The organism is Vibrio sp. E150_011, from assembly GCF_053544015.1.
In genome coordinates, this window is the sequence record NZ_JBHFOL010000001.1 from 687,016 (window position 1) to 707,248 (window position 20,233).

Annotated in this window: 14 protein-coding genes; 7 read left to right on the forward strand and 7 right to left on the reverse strand. The window is 46.3% G+C overall.

Annotation, left to right across the window (positions count from 1 at the left end):
* Positions 1–11 precede the first annotated feature (11 nt).
* From ACE1OE_RS02845 to ACE1OE_RS02855, 3 genes are read left to right on the forward strand one after another with little or no spacing between them, the layout of a single operon-like run.
* Complete coding sequence (locus ACE1OE_RS02845) at positions 12–1,004, forward strand: ABC transporter permease (RefSeq protein ID WP_449210038.1); 993 nt, start codon at positions 12–14, stop codon at positions 1,002–1,004.
* A 12-nt stretch (positions 1,005–1,016) separates the two neighbouring features.
* Positions 1,017–1,907 carry a carbohydrate ABC transporter permease gene (locus ACE1OE_RS02850; RefSeq protein ID WP_449210039.1) on the forward strand — a complete coding sequence of 297 codons (891 nt, stop codon included), beginning with the start codon at positions 1,017–1,019 and terminating at the stop codon, positions 1,905–1,907.
* 46 nt (positions 1,908–1,953) lie between these two features.
* Complete coding sequence (locus tag ACE1OE_RS02855) at positions 1,954–3,504, forward strand: extracellular solute-binding protein (RefSeq protein ID WP_102468912.1); 1,551 nt, start codon at positions 1,954–1,956, stop codon at positions 3,502–3,504.
* 166 nt (positions 3,505–3,670) lie between these two features.
* On the opposite strand, the gene ACE1OE_RS02860 is transcribed toward ACE1OE_RS02855, so the two are convergent.
* The 5 genes from ACE1OE_RS02860 to ACE1OE_RS02880 all read right to left on the reverse strand — a co-directional run bounded on the left by ACE1OE_RS02860 (position 3,671) and on the right by ACE1OE_RS02880 (position 12,077).
* Positions 3,671–4,198, reverse strand: a complete 528-nt coding sequence (locus ACE1OE_RS02860) for a DNA mismatch repair protein (RefSeq protein WP_449210040.1) — start codon at positions 4,196–4,198, stop codon at positions 3,671–3,673.
* Between the two features lie 2 nt (positions 4,199–4,200).
* Positions 4,201–4,587: an MAPEG family protein gene (locus tag ACE1OE_RS02865; RefSeq protein ID WP_372061401.1), complete on the reverse strand. Its 387-nt coding sequence runs from the start codon at positions 4,585–4,587 to the stop codon at positions 4,201–4,203.
* A gap of 233 nt (positions 4,588–4,820) precedes the next feature.
* Positions 4,821–7,004 (reverse strand): 1,4-alpha-glucan branching protein GlgB, encoded by a 2,184-nt coding sequence (gene glgB / locus ACE1OE_RS02870; RefSeq protein WP_449210041.1) that lies wholly within the window; start codon positions 7,002–7,004, stop codon positions 4,821–4,823.
* 345 nt (positions 7,005–7,349) lie between these two features.
* Positions 7,350–9,527 carry a 4-alpha-glucanotransferase gene (gene malQ, locus ACE1OE_RS02875; RefSeq protein WP_372061403.1) on the reverse strand — a complete coding sequence of 726 codons (2,178 nt, stop codon included), beginning with the start codon at positions 9,525–9,527 and terminating at the stop codon, positions 7,350–7,352.
* A gap of 96 nt (positions 9,528–9,623) precedes the next feature.
* A complete protein-coding gene (locus tag ACE1OE_RS02880) occupies positions 9,624–12,077 on the reverse strand; it encodes a glycogen/starch/alpha-glucan phosphorylase (RefSeq protein WP_449210042.1) in 2,454 nt (817 codons plus the stop codon).
* A 562-nt stretch (positions 12,078–12,639) separates the two neighbouring features.
* On the opposite strand from ACE1OE_RS02880, the gene malT reads away from it, so the two are divergent.
* From malT to rodA, 4 genes are all read left to right on the forward strand, one after another.
* Entirely contained in the window at positions 12,640–15,348 is a 2,709-nt protein-coding gene (gene malT, locus ACE1OE_RS02885; protein WP_102468905.1) for an HTH-type transcriptional regulator MalT, read from the forward strand.
* A 279-nt stretch (positions 15,349–15,627) separates the two neighbouring features.
* A complete protein-coding gene (locus ACE1OE_RS02890; RefSeq protein ID WP_449210043.1) occupies positions 15,628–16,002 on the forward strand; it encodes a hypothetical protein in 375 nt (124 codons plus the stop codon).
* Positions 16,003–16,065: 63 nt separating this feature from the next.
* A complete protein-coding gene (locus ACE1OE_RS02895; RefSeq protein ID WP_449210044.1) occupies positions 16,066–16,749 on the forward strand; it encodes a DedA family protein in 684 nt (227 codons plus the stop codon).
* Positions 16,750–16,836: 87 nt separating this feature from the next.
* A complete protein-coding gene (rodA, locus tag ACE1OE_RS02900; protein ID WP_449210108.1) occupies positions 16,837–17,919 on the forward strand; it encodes a rod shape-determining protein RodA in 1,083 nt (360 codons plus the stop codon).
* 103 nt (positions 17,920–18,022) lie between these two features.
* Here rodA and ACE1OE_RS02905 read toward each other — a convergent pair whose 3' ends face one another.
* Positions 18,023–18,679, reverse strand: coding sequence for a Qnr family pentapeptide repeat protein (locus tag ACE1OE_RS02905; RefSeq protein ID WP_449210045.1), 657 nt, complete (start codon positions 18,677–18,679; stop codon positions 18,023–18,025).
* Positions 18,680–18,936: 257 nt separating this feature from the next.
* Positions 18,937–20,082, reverse strand: a complete 1,146-nt coding sequence (locus ACE1OE_RS02910) for a Gfo/Idh/MocA family protein (RefSeq protein WP_449210046.1) — start codon at positions 20,080–20,082, stop codon at positions 18,937–18,939.
* Positions 20,083–20,233 lie beyond the last annotated feature (151 nt).

The window sequence follows — 20,233 nt, forward strand, 5'->3', positions numbered from 1 at the left end:
GGAGGTGTCACATGGACAATCTACAAGGCACTTCACAGCAAGGCACCTCGCAACAAATCATGCCACATGCTTCATGGCTTAGTGAACTCAAGGTTAAAGGTCGATGGCTACAGCGCCATTTAGCCAAGGAATGGCAAATCTATGTGCTGCTCGCCCCAATGGTTATTTGGTTCTTGGTTTTTTTATATAAACCTATGTATGGCTTGCAAATAGCCTTCAAGGATTACAGCGTTTTTAAAGGTATTTCGGCGAGCCCATGGGTTGGCTTTGAGCATTTCTTTACCTTGTTTGAGAACGATCAGTTCTTACGAGCGATTAAGAACACGGTCATGATTAGTGGTGCTAGCCTAATATTCGGGTTTCCCGTCCCCATCATTCTTGCGCTCATGTTTAACGAGATCCTCAACGCAAAATTTAAGCGTACAGCACAGACCATTGTTTATCTTCCCCACTTTATCTCTGCTGTCATTATTGCCGGTATTGTCATCACCGCCTTTTCCCCCTCGACTGGCGTCGTGAATTTAATGCTTAACGCACTAGGTTACGATTCGGTTTACTTTCTAACGAAACCAGAATGGTTCCGAACCATTTTTGTGGGTACAGGTATTTGGCAAGAAGCGGGCTTTAGTTCCATTGTATTTTTAGCCGCCATCGCCGGGGTTAACCCATCGTTGTATGAGTCAGCGGTTGTCGATGGTGCCTCTCGATGGCAAATGATGTGGCGCATAACCCTACCCTGCATTCTACCGACCATTCTTATCATGCTGATTATTCGCATCGGTAACATATTAGAAGTTGGGTTCGAGATGATCATCATGTTGTATCAACCCGCAACATATGAAACCGCAGACGTCATTAGCACGTTTATTTACCGACAAGGTATCCAAGCTGCCCAATATGATTTAGCCGCCGCCGCTGGATTATTTAATGCCGGCATCGCTTTCATCTTAGTGATGGTTGCGAATAGTATCAGCCGTCGCGTTTCACAAACGTCATTGTGGTAATAGGAGCCAGTTATGAGTCAAACAATGAACATGAACCTATACTCTCGCGGCGATAAAACATTTGTTTATATCAATATGTTACTGGTGGCGCTATTTACTATCAGTACGCTGTATCCCTTTATCTATGTCGCCTCCATGTCCATCAGTGCCGGGGATGCGGTTACGGCAGGAGATGTCGTCTTAACCCCGGTGGACATTACCTTCGCTGCTTATGAAAAAGTCCTCTCAGACCCCGCGTTTTGGGGATCATATAAGAACACGTTTATCTATACGTTTTTCGGTACATTAACAAGTTTGCTGATCATTATTCCCGGTGCGTATGCGCTCTCGCGTCCTCAGTTATTAGGGCGTAAGTACTGGAATATTCTTATCGCTTTCACCATGTGGTTCAACGCGGGTATGATCCCGTTCTTCCTCAACATGCGTGACTTAGGGCTGTTAAATAGTTACTTCGGTATTATTGTTGGCTTCGCTTGTAACGCCTTCAACATCATCTTATTGCGTAACTTTTTTGAAGCGATACCGAAATCATTTGAAGAAGCCGCTCGCATGGATGGCGCGAACGATTTTCAGGTGCTTTGGAAGGTCTTCATTCCTCTGGCAAAGCCCGCGCTCGCCACTGTCGCTCTGTTTTGTATTGTTGCTCGCTGGAACGGATTTTTCTGGGCAATGGTCCTGTTGCGGGACGAAAGTAAGGTCCCTCTACAAGTCTATCTAAGGCAAGTCATTACCCAGCTAACCGACGATGATACGTTCGCCAGCTCACTGATCAATGCCGCCTACTCATTTGAAACGGTTAGTGCAGCCATCATGGTCTGTTCAATCATTCCTGTACTTCTTCTCTATCCGTTTCTTCAAAAATACTTCAACAAAGGGATCATGCTTGGCGGCGTTAAAGAATAACGCCCTAGCAATGAAATAAAGCAATAACAAAAACAAGGAAAAAAGGATGAATGTTAAAGTAACTACGACCCTATCTGCACTGATCGCAGCCGTCATTGCCTCCCCTGTTATGGCGCAAGATGGCGACTATAAAGTCTCGGATTCTCCACTCAAGTTGGATATCCACTTGCACCAAAAGAAGTTTGTCTACAACAACGATTGGCCGGTTGAAAAAGAGGCCGCGAGACTGACCAATGTGCACCTCAACAACGTTGCCTCAATGGCGACGACTAAAAGCGAAGAGGCGTTTAACCTCCTTATTGCTTCTGGGGAGTTACCCGACATTGTCGGCGGTTCCAGCATGAAGAATAACGTCAACACCTATGGTCCCGAAGGCGCGTTTGTGCCACTCAATGAGTTGATAGAAAAGCATGCACCAAACATAAAAGCATTTTTTGACGCCAACCCAGACATCGCCTCGTCAATCAAGGCATCAGACGGCAATATCTACTACATCCCATACTTGCCTGATGGAAAATACGGTCGTGGGTATTTTGTGCGCTATGACTGGCTGCAAAAGCTTGGGTTAAAGCCGCCAACGACTGTAGACGAGATGTACACCGTCCTTAAGGCGTTCCGAGACAACGATCCAAACGGTAATGGTAAAAAAGATGAAGTTCCCTTCTTTGCCCGTCATTGGCAAGAAATGGTTCGCTTGGTAACACTGTGGGATGGCAGAACCTCAGGTTCAGATGTCTTCCATGATTTTCATGTCGTTGATGGCGAGATTCGTCATGGTTACGCCGGTGAAGGCTATAAGGAAGGCATCAAAAACCTCGCCCAATGGTATGAAGAAGGCTTGATCGATGCAGAGGTTTTCACGCGAGGCAGTCGCTCACGCGAATATTTATTGTCGAACGATCTTGGCGGCATGACCCATGATTGGTTTGCCTCAACCTCTGGCTATAACGATTCACTTGACGATAAAGTCGCCGGATTTGAGTTCAAGGCCTTTGCGCCACCAGCGTCCATTTCAGGTCAACGAGTAGAAGAGCACCGACGTGCAAAAGTGAAACCAGACGGCTGGGCGATTTCTTACACCAATGAACACCCGGTTGAAACCGTCAAGTATTTTGATTTCTGGTTTACACAGCAAGGTAAGCGACTCGCTAACTTCGGTATTGAGGGTGAACACTACGACGTTGTAGACGGTAAGCCCACTTTCAAGAAGGCGATCTTAGAATCAGACACCCCTGTCAACGCACAAATGTGGGCCATTGGCGCACAAATCCAGCGTGGTTTCCCAATGGATTACGCCAATGAAGAACAGTGGTCAAACAAACATGCACTGGAAGGCATTGCACTGTATGACCAGGGCGATTACTTACTTGAACCTTTCATGGGGGTCTCGCTCAATGCTAAGGAAAAAGATACGTACGATAAGCACTGGATCACCATTCGTGATTTTATGGTCGAAAAGCAACAAGCGTGGATTTTAGGTTCCCGTGATATTGAAAAAGATTGGCCAGAGTACATGGAGAGTATTGAAAGAATGGGTTATAGCAAAGTTGTTGCGGTCATGCAGTCTGCCTATGACCGAGCGTACGCCAGTAAATAAAGAAAACTGGGAGTAAATAGCCGACGCAAAACACTCAGCCTGGCAAGGCTCACTAAAGGCTGAGTGTAATTGCGGGTAACCGGCACTTTTTACGACCTTTCGTACCGGAAGATTAAGTATCAAAAAATGCCCAAACACCTTTTTGATGGTTCACACTGGCATGAGATTACCTTCTCGATAGGTCTCGCGCAAGAATCAACGCCAATCCAAAAACCTGCAAAAACAAAGCAATATCTTTATAAAACGCCATTTTCTTCGTGATGAATTGCATCTCTTCAGCCAGCGACAGGTTATCGAGATACAGCTCATCAATGATGTCCCTTTGTGATTGCTGAGATTGATTAATAACTTGCATCAGATCAGGGAGGTTATTCATGGTAATGGCTGGAACAGGCTCTACTACCCATGCCGACAGTTGATGACGAAGGGCCTCTTGTAGCACTGACTCCGATTGGTACAAACTGGCTTTTGGGGTATCCAAATGCAACATGACCCCTTCACGCTTACGCTCCAGCGTCTCTACTTGGTTCCAAGCCAATTGAATGGAATAGAGGTTGGCTTCTTTTCTGTCTTCCAAGAGCGTCAATTCAGCCGTCATTTTATCCAATACCTGACTCGACATGACAATCGCCATAACGTTGAGGATTAACCCGATAGAAACCGTCACCCACGTTGGGGGAAATCGAAGCCTCATCGTTAAAATAATTGCTCAAAAGGCAAATACACAAGATTTGACACAATCAATGCAACCATCACCAATAGAGTCAATTGCATACCCAAGACTCGACCTTTGAACCATTGCGTTAGAATGCCTTTTGCATGAAGTATTCGGCCAAGTAGAAAGGCTATCCCCATTGCGTGAACCCAAAGCAAAGGTGCACCATTGTACTCAACAAAAGCCATTAAAATAATCGTGATGGGGATGTAGTCAACGGCATTGCCGTGTGCGCTACGTGCGATTTGTAGTCCTTCCACTCCCCCGTCGGCATAAGCAACTTGATTGCTTCTTCGTTGTTTAATGACTTGTATCGATAACCAAATCATCAGTATTGCGAGTAATGACGCGTACAAAGCGGTAACCATTAATAATCCTTATTTTTTGATGTTACTTTACGTTAAGTGCTGATTTTAAACATACAAGCACCTAGAGTATAGCGATTGCAGCATAGAGATTTGAGTGTAGAACATCCCGTTATTTTCTCCAGATATAACGAAGCCCAGCAAACGCTGGGCTTAATTATCATCGAACGGTATCCGTTTTTCATCCATTGACGTGAATTCCGACAATGGTGCGTCACCGGATAGCCCTCTTGTTGTTAGCCTTTATACTTGTAAAACACGGTCGATAACGGTGGTAGGCGCAACGCAATAGATTGAGGTTGCGACTCACTTTCCACCGCTTCCGTACGAGCCTCTGCAACCACTTCAAAGCCACTGCCTGAGTATTTTACGTCATCCGTATTCAGCAATAACTCATAGCTTCCTGCCAATGGCATTCCCAAACGGAAGGCTTCATGAGGGACTGGCGTAAAGTTAGACACGACTAAAATACGTTGTCCATCTTCACTGATACGCTCATGGGCAAGAATACTCGCCTCTGCCGCATCTTGAAGACGCCATTCAAACCCTTTCGGTTCAGAGTCTAGTTCGAACAGTGGTTTCTCAGCTTTATACAGTGCATTCAGATCGCGAGTGACCGCTTGGACGCCCTGATGACGTTCAAACTCCAGTAAGAACCACTGTAATTGATCATCGTGGTTCCACTCTCCCGTTTGACCAAATTCAGCGCCCATGAAGTTAAGCTTTTTACCCGGTTGAGCATACATGTAACCCAAGTATGCTCTTAGGTTAGCCGTTTGCTGCCACTCATCACCTGGCATTTTGTTGTGAATAGAGTGCTTACCGTAGACCACCTCATCGTGCGAAAGCGACAGTACATAGTTTTCACTGTGTGCATACACTAATGGGAACGTGATCGTATCGTGGTGATACTTGCGGTTAATAGGGTCTTCTTGGATATAAGACAAGCTGTCATGCATCCAACCCATATTCCACTTAAACCCAAAGCCGAGCCCACCCATAAAGGTCGGTGCCGACACGCCAGGGAACGCGGTTGACTCTTCCGCGATGGTCATCGCGTTAGGGAAGTGTTTGTAGACCTCTTCATTCATCCACTTTAGTGTCGCGATCGCATCGTAGTTTTCGCGTCCACCATCTGCATTGGGGATCCATTGATCATGACTACGCGAATAATCAAGGTAAAGCATCGATGCCACAGCGTCGACTCGAATACCATCAATATGGAACTGCTCAAACCAATACAGGGCATTAGAAACCAAGAATCGACGAACGTGTTCACGACCTAAGTCGTAAATGAATGAACTCCAATCTTGATGCCAACCACGGCGCGGATCGGGATCATGGTACAACGGCGTCCCATCAAAGTTTGCCAGCCCGTGATCATCTGACGGGAAATGCGCAGGCACCCAATCGAGCACCACGCCAAGCCCAGCTAAATGACACTGCTCAACAAAGTACTTGAAATCATCTGGTGAGCCGAAACGACTCGTCGGCGCAAATAAACCTACCGGTTGATAACCCCAAGACCCATAGAACGGATGCTCAGAAACAGGCATAAGCTCAACGTGTGTGTAACCCATATCCGTTAAATAAGGGATCAGCTCACTGGCAAGCTCTCGATAGTTAAGAAACTCACCTTGTTCATTTCGTCTCCACGAACCAACATGTAATTCGTAAAATGACAGTGCCTCGTTGCGCTTTTCGGTCACAGGACGAGTCTGCCATTGGTCATCTTGCCACTGATAGCGGCTATGATCATAGGTAACAGAAGAGAAAGAAGGGTGTTGCTCTGAGTAGAATCCCCACGGATCCGCTTTATGCGGTAAGCCTTCTCCGTTAGGACCTTTCATTTCAAATTTGTATTGTGCCCCTTCCTCTAGATCGGGAATAAATAATCCCCAAATGCCGTAATCTAGTCGCTGCATTGGACTACGACGTCCATCCCATGCGTTAAAATTACCGACTAAGCTCACCGCCGTCGCATGCGGCGCATATACAAGAAAGCGCGTGCCCGCGACCTGCTTGCCTTCACGCTCTAACGAAATAAATTGTGCGCCCATATGATGATACATTGCTTTTGGGGTATGCAATTCTTCATATTCTGCGTACAACGCATGATATTGATATGGGTCATCAATAATCTGCTCGGTACCATTCCAGTCAGCAGCCAACTGATAGTGGGTATATCTCAAATCGAGGTCTGATTCTAAGACAAAGCCGGATTCCGCTTCTCGTTTAAGCGGTAGACGTTCTCCCGACTCCAAAACGACAGCGACGCTATCTGCACCGGGGATCCATGTGCGCAGAGCAATACCATCATTTTGTAGATAAGGACCTAAGAACGAAAATGGGTCTGCGAATGATGCATTCGACAGTCGTTCATACGCCTGATCTTGTCTTTTAAGCCTTGTTTTATTCAACGTTCATCTCCCTCGACCAAATCTGTCTCCTAATTGTAATAATGTAAGCATTAGAGACATCATAAAAAAAGCCCGCGCAAGGCGGGCTACCAGCATTTTCATTGTACTTAAATCCAGTTATACAGGAAGTGATTCATTCGATATTTTTGTGTGCAAAATGTTATATCGCATCGGATTTACACTATAAACTGGACCGCAGCGTCAACGGCTCGAGTTCACCTCCAGCACATCTCTTTTTTTGAACACAAAAAAGCACAGCCATCCAACTCGCTCAGCGCGATATCTGGATAGTACTGTGCTTTTTATTACTCAATTAATGCAAGAATAACCCAAAGGGATTAAACGTTATTCGCCGGCTTTCGAGCGCGCTTTAGACAGGCTCTTAGCAATACGATTGACGCTTTCTTTTGCAAAAACTTCGTCCAAATTCATAGACAGTTTACGACGCCAGTTAGGGTATTCATCGACGGTGCCTGGAATATTGACGGGTTTATCCATCTCTAACCAGTCTTCAAGTTGAACACTGAGCAGCGTTGATGACCCAGCGCCCAAATGCAGCTGCAGTGCCTCACTTAGGTGCGTATCCATAGGGACTAAACTTGCATCTCGACCCACACCTTCTGGTAGGTAACCGTGCCAAGCCACGCTATCTAAGATGCCTTGCTTACATTCTAGGCGGTCATTAAATAATTCTTTCAGCTGTGCTTCATCTGGATATAAACCAATGTCTTGACCCATTTTCAGATCATCACAATGCCAGAAGCCTCGTAGTGTTGGCATATCATGGGTACACAAGGCTGACATCGACTGTTCTGCATAGTGCTTCGGTGAAATAAAACCACCATCTTCAGCGGTTTCGAAGAAGAACACCTTGTAAGAATGCACACCCGCATCACGCAAGATATCAACAATTTCATCAGGAACCGTACCCAAGTCCTCACCAATAACACTGCATTGATGACGATGCGATTCTAATGCCAGAATGGCCAGCATATCTTCCACAGGGTAGTAGACATAAGCGCCCTTCGTCGCGTTCTCGCCTTTCGGGATCCACCATAAACGTAACAACCCTAACACATGGTCAATACGCAATGATCCACAATGCTTCATGTTGGCGCGCAACAGTTCAATGTATGGGTCATACGATGTGTCGCGTAACGTTTGTGGATTCAACGGAGGTAGCCCCCAGTTTTGCCCCAGTGGCCCCAAAATATCAGGTGGCGCACCAATACTGGCATCCATAGCCAAATTACCGTTGTCTGCCCATGTTTCTGAGCCAGAATCCGCAACCCCTACCGCAAGATCACGATAAAGACCAACCGCCATGCCTTTCTCTTCAGCGAGTGCTTGCGCTTCATTTATTTGCGTATCAGCGACCCACTGCAGGTACATGTATAAATGAACTTTGTCCTGATTATCAGCGATGTATTTCTGTGTCGCCGCATTTTCAAAACGGCGATATTTTTCAGGGAATACTGGCCATCCCCACACGCTCGAATCTTCCGCGTGAAGGTCGGCATGGATGGCATCAAATGCCGCCTGATGAACGAGGCTTTCTCCGCCTTGTTCCACAAAATCTAGGAACAGGCTGCCGCGCTCAGACTGCTTGTCTAGATGACGCAATTTGAACTGAGAAAACAGCAGCGGCAGAACACTCATTTTCAAAGCCGCAACTTCTGTGTAATTGACCCAATGAGAATCACGTGCTTTTTGCAAACGAAGTTGGAACTCAGAACTGCCCACTTGTTGTTGAGCATCAGCGCTCAATGCAAATTCAGGCACAGAGCTCACGTCGATATACAGAATATTTAACCAACGACGTGACGATGGGCTGTATGGACTCGCGCCCTCAGGGTTCGCAGGGAACAACGAGTGAATTGGGTTCAAACCAACAAAATCACCACCACGTGCGGCAATGTCGCTCACTAACTGCTTTAAGTCTCCGAAATCACCGATACCCCAGTTATGCTGAGTTCGCAACGTATACAATTGAACACTCGGTCCCCAAAGCTTTTTACCTTGATCAATCTGAGGTTGTTTGAAACAGGCTTTCGGTGTACAAATCAACGTCATCTCATAAGGTGTTTTACGACGCTTACGTTCCAAGTACAATTTGTGGTAACCCCAAGGGAGGTCACTTGGCAACGAAAATACTAAAGGGCCACCCTCGGCGCGCTCATCACGAACGATCTGAGATTGAAGATAGCCTTCAAGTACTTCTCCCTGCTCTGTTTCTAGGCGCCAACTAAAGTCACTCTCACGAGCACTCACACCAAGGTTAAGTTCTACTTCGATAGCATCGCCATCTTTCACTACTAGGACTGGCTCTAGAACTTCTTTCTTGTGTTTTCGTTCTGCTGACTTCAGCAGAGTCTCATCATTAGTCGTGTCATAGCCTAAAGACGCAAGCAAACGAAGAATAATATCGTCTTCTACTTTCGCTTCACTGCCCCACGCACTCACGTAGCTGTCGGCTATTCTTGCCATGTCAGCAACTTGCTTTAATGCTGTTTGTTCTTTCATCGCTCTCTCCGAAGGACATCATTACCTTCAAAACGGTAGGGTTATTAATAGATATAAGGAGTAAAAGCCAAGGCTCGAGGCCTTGGCTTAGGTTGCTTAACGAGTTACTGCTTCAAGCTTCCAAATATTGTTGACGTAGTCGCGTATTGAACGGTCTGACGTAAACTTGCCCACCAAGGCAGTATTTAGAATGGCTTTCTTCGCCCAACCCGCTTGATCTTGATACTGCTTGCCCATGTCTTCATGTGCTTGCACGTAAGAGGCAAAATCAGCCAAACATAGATAAGGGTCACCACCATCTAGCAAGCTATCGTAGGTTGCACGAAGTAAACCTGGTTTACCTGGCGTAAATTCTTCGCCTAGCAGTAAATCCAAAGATGCTTTTAGTAGCGGGTCCGCGTTGTAGTAGTCGTAAGGGTTGTAGCCCTGAGCTTTCACTTCTTGAACGCCATCAACATCTAGGCCAAAGATGTAGATATTTTCGTCACCTACTTCTTCACGAATCTCAACGTTTGCACCGTCCATCGTACCGATAGTCAACGCGCCGTTAAGCGCCATTTTCATGTTACCCGTACCTGATGCTTCTTTACCTGCTAGCGAGATTTGCTGAGATACGTCCGCCGCAGGGATGATGATCTCAGCCATGCTCACGCGGTAATCAGGAATGAAGACCACTTTCAGCTTGTTGCCGATACGAGGGTCGTTGTTGATCTTCTCTGCAATCTTGTTCACTGCGAAGATGATCTCTTTCGCTAGGTGGTAGCCCGGCGCCGCTTTTGCTGCAAAGAAACAAACACGTGGCTCACACTCAAAACCAGGTTCGTTAAGAATACGGTGGTAGAGAGAGAGAATGTGTAGCAAGTCTAAGTGCTGACGCTTGTATTCGTGTAGACGTTTAATTTGAACGTCAAAGATCGCGTTAGTATCCAGCTCGATTCCCATGTTCTCTTGAACCCAATCAGCGAGACGCTGTTTGTTTTCTTTCTTAACCGCCATGAACTCTTTTTGGAATTTTGCATCGGTTGCAAACTGAGCAATACCTTCTAGCTGCTCTAGTTTCGCCGGCCACTCTGCACCGATCTTGTCAGTAATGAGTTTCGATAGACCAGGGTTACAGAACTTCAACCAACGACGTGGCGTGATGCCGTTTGTAACGTTAGTCAGTTTACCTGGGAAGATTTCGTTGAACTCTGGGAACAAGTCTTTCTTAACCAGTTGAGAGTGAAGTGCGGCTACACCGTTCACTTTGTAAGAACCAATCACACATAGGTTTGCCATGCGAACCATACGGTGGAAACCTTCTTGAATGATAGAAAGCTTCGCTTGCTTCTCACCATCACCCGGCCACATCTTGCGAACTTCTTGCATGAAGCGGTGGTTAATTTCAAAGATGATTTCCATGTGACGAGGAAGCAGACGGCTGATAAGAGATTCAGACCATGTCTCCAATGCTTCTGGAAGTAGTGTGTGGTTCGTGTATGCGAATGTGTGGGCACTGATTTCCCACGCTTGGTCCCAAGTTAGGCCTTTCTCATCAATTAGGATGCGCATTAATTCAGGAATGGCGATCGTTGGGTGCGTATCGTTAAGCTGAATCGTTTCCTGCTTAGGAAGATCCGCTAGTGCAAAACCAGCCGCTTCATGACGACGTAGAATATCGCGAACCGACGCCGCTGAGTGGAAATACTGCTGCATTAGACGCAGAGTCTTACCTTTTTCGTGGTTGTCGTTCGGGTATAGAACCTTCGTGATGTTACCAGCATCGATTAGCGAGTGCTGTGCTTCGAAGTAATCGCCGTTGTTGAAGCTTGCTAGTGAGAAAGGTGCAATGGCCTGACATTCCCAAAGGCGCAGCGGGTAAACGGTGCTTGACTCGTAACCGACAATTGGTAGATCCCACGGCATTGCTTTTACTTCCATGCCTGGAACCCAAGTACGTACTTCTTTACCGTCAACGTATTCAACATCTACATGGCCGTAAAAACCAATCTGTTGTGCCAGTTCTGGACGTGCTACTTCCCACGGATAACCTTCAACACCGCGCCATGCGTCAGGTGCTTCTTTTTGACGACCATCTTGGAAAGATTGCTTAAAGAGACCGTATTCGTAGTGAAGACCGTAGCCTACTGTTGGGTATTCTTGAGCGGCACAAGAATCCATGAAACAAGCCGCAAGACGACCAAGGCCACCGTTACCCAATGAAGGATCACGTTCTTCTTCAAGCAGATCCGTTAGGTTGTGACCTAACTCTTTCATAGCTTGAGTGATTTGTTCATACAGGCCCATGCTGATCAAGTTGTTACCTGTCAGGCGGCCAATTAGGAATTCAAGAGATAGGTAGTTAACGCTTTTCGCGTTCTTGATGCGGTCGTCCGCTTCCGTTGCAAGTAAGTCAAAAGTGGTAAGCTCTGCCAGCGCGCGCCCCATTGCCAAATACCATTGGCGCTCGGTCGCGGTTTCTACTGTCGTCGCATAAGTCGCAGAAAGATGCTTTTTAACACTGTCTTGGAAAGAAGCTTTGTTGAATTTTTTCTGTTGCGCAGGTTTCATTAAGAAATCTCACTTTAAGTTTTATCCATCTGTCACATATCGTGCATGGTGACGTCTCCATAAACATCCTCCTACTTCCGACTCCTTGGAGGATGAGTGACGAGGGCGTAGAGGGCGTACTCCCCTTCAGAGAGTGATCAATATCCCATTTCAATTGGGCTTTGGCTTTTATCCGGTGATAACGATCACGCCAGCGTCACAATCACTGTAATCGCTAACTAAGACTGTACGGTTAAATAGGTGCATATCGAATTCGAAATTTGAGTCTGAGATCACAATTGAATTAAAAAATTCACCTAATCGGACGGTTTTTTTGTATACATGACGCCCAAGCAGTACGACCAGCACACAACTATTCGTGATAATGATCACAAATTCGTGGCGTAGTTGGCGTGTTGTTTGTTTTTAAAGCAAAATCTAGCCGTTGATCAAACACTGTAGAGCTAGACCTCGCCTAACATCAAAAAGGCAACTTTAAAGTCGTAGAATTCGTGTCTTTTTCCTCATCGAGGCCGCTCAGTATTAGCGAAGACACTAACTATAAAAATGATAGGAAATATCTATGTGGATTCCTTCAAAATTAACTCGCCCAGGACGCTTGCATAACGCTATCGTCCGTCCACGAGTTTTGGACCTACTTTCACAGGCCCCTTTTTACAAGCTTGTACTTTTTCGCTCCCCTGCTGGATATGGTAAAACCACCATGGCCGCACAATGGTTGTCTGACAAACCTCACGTCGGCTGGTACAGCGTCGATGAAAGTGATAACGACTCATTCCGCTTCGTCAACTATCTCTTACAGGCGATTAATAAAGCTACGCACAATAGCTGTCCTAATGCTCAGAAACTCGCAGAACGCCGTCAATTCTCCTCTCTTCATTCTCTACTCGGAGAAGTATTCTCAGAACTGACGAGCTACCACCACGAATGCTACGTCGTACTCGATGATTACCACCTCATCACCGATGAAGACATCCATGAGGCCATGCGTTTTTTCCTTAAGCACATGCCCGATAACATTACATTGGTCGTGACAAGTCGTGGTAATCCGCCACTAGGGACTGCAAACCTGCGTGTGCGCGATTTAATGATTGAAATCGGCAATGAATTACTCGCGTTTGATACCGAGGAAACCACACGTTTCTTTAATCTGCGTCTCGCGGATGATATCGATGATGAGACCGCTGACTCTTTGCGAACTTACGTCGAAGGCTGGCCTTCTGCTTTGCAGCTGTTTGCCCTACAAGCTCAACATCAAAAGCGAACGTTAGCACAATCCGTCGAAACCATATCTCAGTTTAATCACGCTCACCTTTGGGACTACTTGATCGAAGAAGTGTTTGATTTACTAGATAAAGATACGCGTAATTTCTTAATGCAATGTTCCGTTTTAGATCACTTCAATGACGATCTGGTCACGGCATTAACCAAACGAAATGACGCGCTCAGCATGATTGAATCTTTAAATCGTTTTGGTCTATTTATCTATCCGCTTGAAGGCGAAAACAATTGGTTTCGCTTCCATAACTTGTTTGCTGAGTTCTTGTCGCATGAACGTAAAGCCAGAATTCCGCAGCAAGAATTGGATCTTCACCTCGCCGCGGCAAAAGCTTGGTTAGAACAAAGCGTTCCCCATCAAGCGCTCAGGCATGCAAGATTAGCCGCGAATAGCGAACTCACCGTGACCATCCTCAACGAGTTTGGTTGGAAAATGTTTAACCAAGGAGAGCTTGCTACGCTGGAGGAGGCCATTCAAATCCTAACGGATGATCAACTCTACAGTCATCCGAGGTTGTGTATGCTGCAAGCATGGTTAGCACAAAGCCAGCATCGCTATAACGAAGTCGGTGAGCTGATTGCTAAATCCGATAGCGAGATGGCATTACGCAAGGTAGAGCGTTCTCAAAAAGAAGATGGGGAATTCAACGCGCTGCGTGCTCAGGTTGCCATTAATCAAAACTCACCAGAAAAAGCACTTGAGCTGGCTGAACTGGCGTTAGGTGAACTGGATCATTCGGTCTATCGCAGCCGTATTGTCGCCACCTCGGTCGTTGGTGAAGTCAACCACGTCACGGGCCAACTCAGTCGCGCACTGCCAATGATGCAGCAAACCGAAAAGCTAGCGCGTCAGTATCATGTTTACCACCAAGCGCTATGGGCACAGCTTCAGCAAAGTGAAATTTTAATTGCTCAAGGCTATGTTCAAGCGGCTTATGAGGTGCAAGAAAGTGCGTTTAGACTGATCGAAGAACAACAACTGCACCAAGTCCCAATGCACGAGTTCTTGCTTCGTGTCCGAGCGCAAATCTTATGGTGTTGGAACCGCTTAGATGAAGCGGAAGAGTGTGCGTACAAAGGGCTAGATATCCTAGGTAAGCATGAGCCAAGTAAGCATTTACACAGCTACTCAATGATCGCTCGCATTGCCATTGGTCGGGGTGAATTAGACAAGGCTTCAAAGACCATTGAGCAGATTCAACACCTGATGAAACAGTCAACCTACCACGTAGACTGGACAGCCAACGCATCGCTTTCTTTGCTACTGTATTGGCAAGCAAGGGGCGACCAAGACGCGATTGAACAATGGCTAGAGACGGCGATCAGACCCGACAGCGCATGCAACCATTTCTTACAACTGCAATGGCGTAATATTGCTCGCGCTCAGATTTGCTTAAAGCAATTTGATGAAGCAAAAACCACGCTACAGTTTTTGGCGAAAGAAGCGGCGACCTATAACCTAGTCACTGACACGAATCGAAATCTCATTGTAGAAGCGATCTTATGGGTGCAACTTGGCGACGACGAAAGTGCCAAAGTACGCTTAAAAGAAGCACTTGTACTGACGAACCAAACTGGCATGATTGGTAACTTTTTGGTGGATGGTGCAACTATTGGTCATTTGCTTGAAAAACTCGCCTCACGCTCTGAACTTGGCGACCTTGAACGTCATCGCGCCCAGCTTCTGATGAAAGACATCAACACGACGCAACGCAGTCGTTCGGTGCATTTCAACGAGGAGTTTGTCGAGAAGCTCGTCAATCACCCCAACATACCGGAGTTAGTACGTACTAGCCCGCTAACCCAACGTGAATGGCAAGTTCTTGGATTAATCTACTCAGGATTCAGCAATGAACAGATTGCTCAAGAGCTGGATGTCGCTGGCACCACAATTAAGACGCATATCCGGAATTTGTACCAAAAACTCAATATTGCCAATCGCAAAGAAGCGATCAGTACCGCAGAAAATCTGCTGCAACTGATGGGGTATTAACACACCCCTCACATGCCTCGGGTGGTTCACTCGCTATTAAGCGGGATAGCCAATACAGCCCAAGCACGAGATTCGCTTTTTCATAAAAAAACGCCCAGCGGCTTACACCGTTTGGGCGTTTTTATTTATTCATATTTTACCTTTTTCGTACACCGTCTTCGCGGTGTAACCGGTTGCATTACAACAGAAAGTCATGATTTATCGCTCGATGAGAAATGCGATTGCTTTTCTTGGCGGTTAGACGTACATATGAGCAGATTTCATCATTGAGCGCTTAACGTGCGACAACAGCTTGAACCACTCTTCTTCATCATGACTCTCATCACGGTATTGCTGTTTAGCCATATCGTCGATGTCATTGGTTCGAAGCAAACAGCGCCCCATACCGTGGCAATAAGCCAACAAGGGACGCCGGATTTCACAATCGATACCTTGATATTACGTCACTCTAATTCTCGGGTTTTATCACAAAACGCTCAACCACCAGCCAAAGCTCGGCCTTCATGGTCATCGTTCATATTGACGCTTTCAGCGCTTCACGACCATGATCGTTTCACTCATTACGCCCCCTCTCGCTCCTTGACACTCAAAAACAACCGAATCGCTGGTTGGCAAGACAGCAACCTGCTATTTCGCTTTATTCACTCTCGCTGAACGCTTTCCATTCCCCACTAAGAACCCCCACCGTAATATTTACCGTTGGTATATGGAACCGCTATGTTTGAAACGATACAAGACGTCGTGATTGCCCTTTGGCATCAGGATTTTAATACGCTGCTGGCGCCAGAAAGCGCGATATTTATCTATATTTTGGTCACTTTTCTAATTGCCTTAGAAAGCAGCTTTTTACCCGCGGCGCCACTCCCCTGTGATAGCGTCGTTGTTCTCGTGGGCACCTTATCCGCTGTCGGAGTCCTCCACCCTTTTCTTGCCTTTCCGCTACTAATCATTGCCGCTGCAACAGGCAGCTGGTTAGCGTATTTACAAGGAAAGTGGCTTAATCGACTTCCTTGGGTTCGAGGTTGGCTCGCAAAAGTCCCCGAACGCAACATGCATACCGTTGACGCTCTACTTGGTCGCCATGGCTTAGTTGCATTGTTCAGTGCTCGCTTCATTCCGTGCGTGCGCTCTGTTGTCCCCATGATGATGGGGATGCGAACTCATGAAACGTCACGCTTTCATTACTTTTCTTGGCTTAGCGCTACCTTGTGGATTGCCCTGCTCGCGGGTTTCGGTTATTTACTGCCTTCGTTGCCAGAACCCATCAGCCGTTTCACAACCATGGGGCTAATGGCTGCACCTCTCATTACGCTAAGTGTCGCCGTTCTCAGTGTCATTACATGGCGGGTTCGTAAGGCCATCAGTGCAATAAAACGCGTCAAAAAAGAGCCTATTTCATGAATGGTCACTTCATGACATGTCTACTTGGTCATTAACAACGTCTCTGTACAAGGAGGAGATTTGACGATCTCTTTATCAAAGTATTCCATGCCAAAATACCTCGTCCCACAGATCGACAAGCCTATTTTGCTATCGATACTGTTACTTATGCTATTCAGCTCAATAACCATATGGAGTGCCAGTGGGTTTAGTGAATCAGTGATTAAAAATCATCTGATGCGCTGCGTCATCTCTGTGTTTTGTCTCGTTGTGATGTCAGCAATACCTGCGAAATTTTATCGTCGCGGTTCGCCCTACCTATACGTGCTGGCGGTGACGCTACTCATTGCCGTGATCTTAGTCGGCGATAGTACCAATGGCTCACAGCGATGGCTTGAAATTGGGGCATTTCGCTTCCAGCCATCAGAATTGATTAAGCTCGCAATTCCTATGATGATCGCTTGGTTAGTCCAAAAAGATGGCGAGCGTCCGACTATCACTAGAATATTTTACGCACTCGTACTAACGGCAATCCCTGCCGGGCTTATCTTCATTCAGCCTGATTTAGATGGCGCCATTTTCGGCGTTATTTATATGTTGTTCGTGTTGTACTTTGCGGGAATGAGTTGGACGATCATCGGCGGATTTGTTGGCCTCATAACCCTGCTAGTTCCGATGCTGTGGTTTTTTGTTATCGAGGCTTACCAAAAAAAACGTATCTTGCAGTTTCTTAATCCAGAGAGTGATCCGTTAGGTTCGGGCTATCAAATTATTCAATCCCATATTGCGATTGGATCGGGTGGCATGACAGGAAAAGGATGGGCCAATGCCACACAAAGTGCACTGGGGTTCATTCCCGAAAGTCACACCGATTTTATTTTCTCGTCTTATGCCGAAGAATGGGGATTCGCTGGATGCGTGGTCCTTTTGTCTCTGTATCTGTTTGTCACGCTACGCACGTTGTGGCTGTCATGTGCGAGCCACCATATCTACAGTCGGCTAGTATGTGGTTCATTCGCCTTAAGTTTTTTTCTCTATGCTTTTATCAATACTGGCATGGTGAGTGGACTGTTACCTGTCATGGGCAGCCCGCTTCCATTCTTTAGTTACGGGGGGACCGCGATGATTACTCAGGGAATTTGCTTTGGCATCATCATGTCGTTGTGCCGATCACCCTCGAGATATGCATAAGTCAGTAGGTTAACTTGGCTCAAGCATATGCTTATGCTTATGCTTATGCTTATGCTTATGGCCATTATCTATTTACGAAATAGATAATGGCCACGCTACTCTCTTAATCTGGGAGGACAACCAGCCCTAGCGGCTCAAGCAACTGCTCTTGCTGCCATGAACAAATCTTAACCCCGCTGAGATCCACTCTTCTAGGATCGAGCCCCTCCAAATCAACATGGCATAGGTTCGCGTCTTGGAAACGAAATTGAGACCACGAATCCGCAGAAAACACACCACGGCTGAGATCAGAGCCTTTGAAAGATGAGCCTTGAAGGTTTGCCCCTATCCATCGGTTCTCAAATAGGTCACATTTTTCAATGACCGCACGCTCAAGATTGGTGTACGACAGATTACAGTCCGTGATATATGCTGAGCAGAAATACATCTTGTGGCTGACTTGGTTTGCAAATCGAGCGCGTGAAAAATTGGCTCCCTTCAAGTCACACTCTCTCAACTCAATCCCGAAACAATCAGCCCCCTCAAAGTTGCACATTGCCATTTGACACTGTTTAAAGCTGGCATCTTTCAAGTTGGCATAATCAAAGTGACAACCTGCGAGATCTCTGGTTTCAACAAACTTACAGTTGAGAAAAGCACTGTCTCTTAGATCTGAGCGCGAAAAGTCGCAGCGCAAAAATTGGCAACGTTCGAAGTGATGATCGGACAAATCTTGATTAGAAAAATCATGGTGATCAAATATTTTGTTCTTAAAAATCATGTGAATGCTCCTGACTATGACAGAAGACTACCACCCACCCTCATGACTTACCATTATTTTAATATCAATAAAATCAGTACATTAGGAGGTCGCCAAATCGCCATTTTAAGGCACTAAAGACGCCTGTTAAGGCGTCTTATTTTTATTGAGCGCACGCGGTTAAGAAAAAAATAGTTTGAACCAGTAGCGGCGCACTCAAGGTGTTTTCTTTGTTCAACACAAAAGCGCTGTTCTGGCTAAAAAACGTCTTTCTCTGACTAGCCTTGAGTGTCGAACAACTGTTGAACGTCAACCCAACGGTCATTTTTCCTAATTAAATCAATGATCAATTGGTACTGACACCCATCTTTAAAGGTTTGATAAGGTGCCACTGAAACGCCACTAATATCTTTTACAAATTCGCTCGCTAAATGAGTCCAGCTTCGTTGGGTCTCACATTCGATATCCGGCAATTGCGCTCGAATGTCAGCCGGCAACGCCATTTCCTGCCACTGCCCATCTTGCCACAAGTATAACGGCCCATCGCCGTAGTGACCCTTAATATAGATGGACCCTTTTGTGCCATGAAACACAATGTGATCCTCATTAAAACGAGGCGTTAGACCACCGTGCTTGAACAAGACTGAAACCGGTAGCGCCGCAGGTGTGCGACTTTCGATCTGCGCCAATACGGTATAAGACCATTCCACATCACAATCTCGCCACTCCAACGCTGGGTCGTTAATATCTTTAGGGATAAAGTTACGACGCTCTGTGAAATTATGGACACCTTCGACAACGGGAGCTTTTGGCATATCGTTGCGCACTTCTCCGCTGATGGCTAAGATATTATCGCCCACCACGGACGTAACAATAGACAATAAATGCGTAAAGTTATTGTTTAAACGTCCCCCACCCGCTTCAGTGCGGTGAGACCATCCAAATGGGATATGACGGTCAAGATTGAAATGAGAAATGCACTCAACCTCGGTCGGCTCACCAATGGCACCTGCCGCCACCAACTGCTTTGCATGTATGATTTCAGGAATGTATCGAAAGCTTGATGCAAAAGCGGTTTTTACGCCTTTCTCTTCCGCCAGACGATACAATTCAAGCGCCGTTTCACCACTTTCGGTTAAAGGTTTATCACAGAACACATGGCAACCGAACTGAATCGCTTCTTTGATGGCATCAACATGCGCCCCACCGGGCGTCGCGATTGATACAATATCAGGCTTACACAACTCGAGTGCTAAAGCCCAGTTTGTCCCTGAGTATGGGATCGCCATTTCCTCTGCGACACTTGTCACGATATGCTCAGTACGGCCTACGATACCGACAACTTCAGCACCGGCATCACGAAATGCCTTGGCATGGCCTTGACCCGCAAATCCCGTACCAAAAACTAACACTGTTTTCTTCATTACTTACCCTTAATTCAATGCTTACAACAAATACTCTTTCATCGAAAGAAAGTGACCACCCTCGATGTGAGCAAAATAGTGCTGAAGAAGGTCAACTTGCTCTCACGTACACTTCATTGAAGTGCTGCATTCGTTCGCTTTAACGATCTGC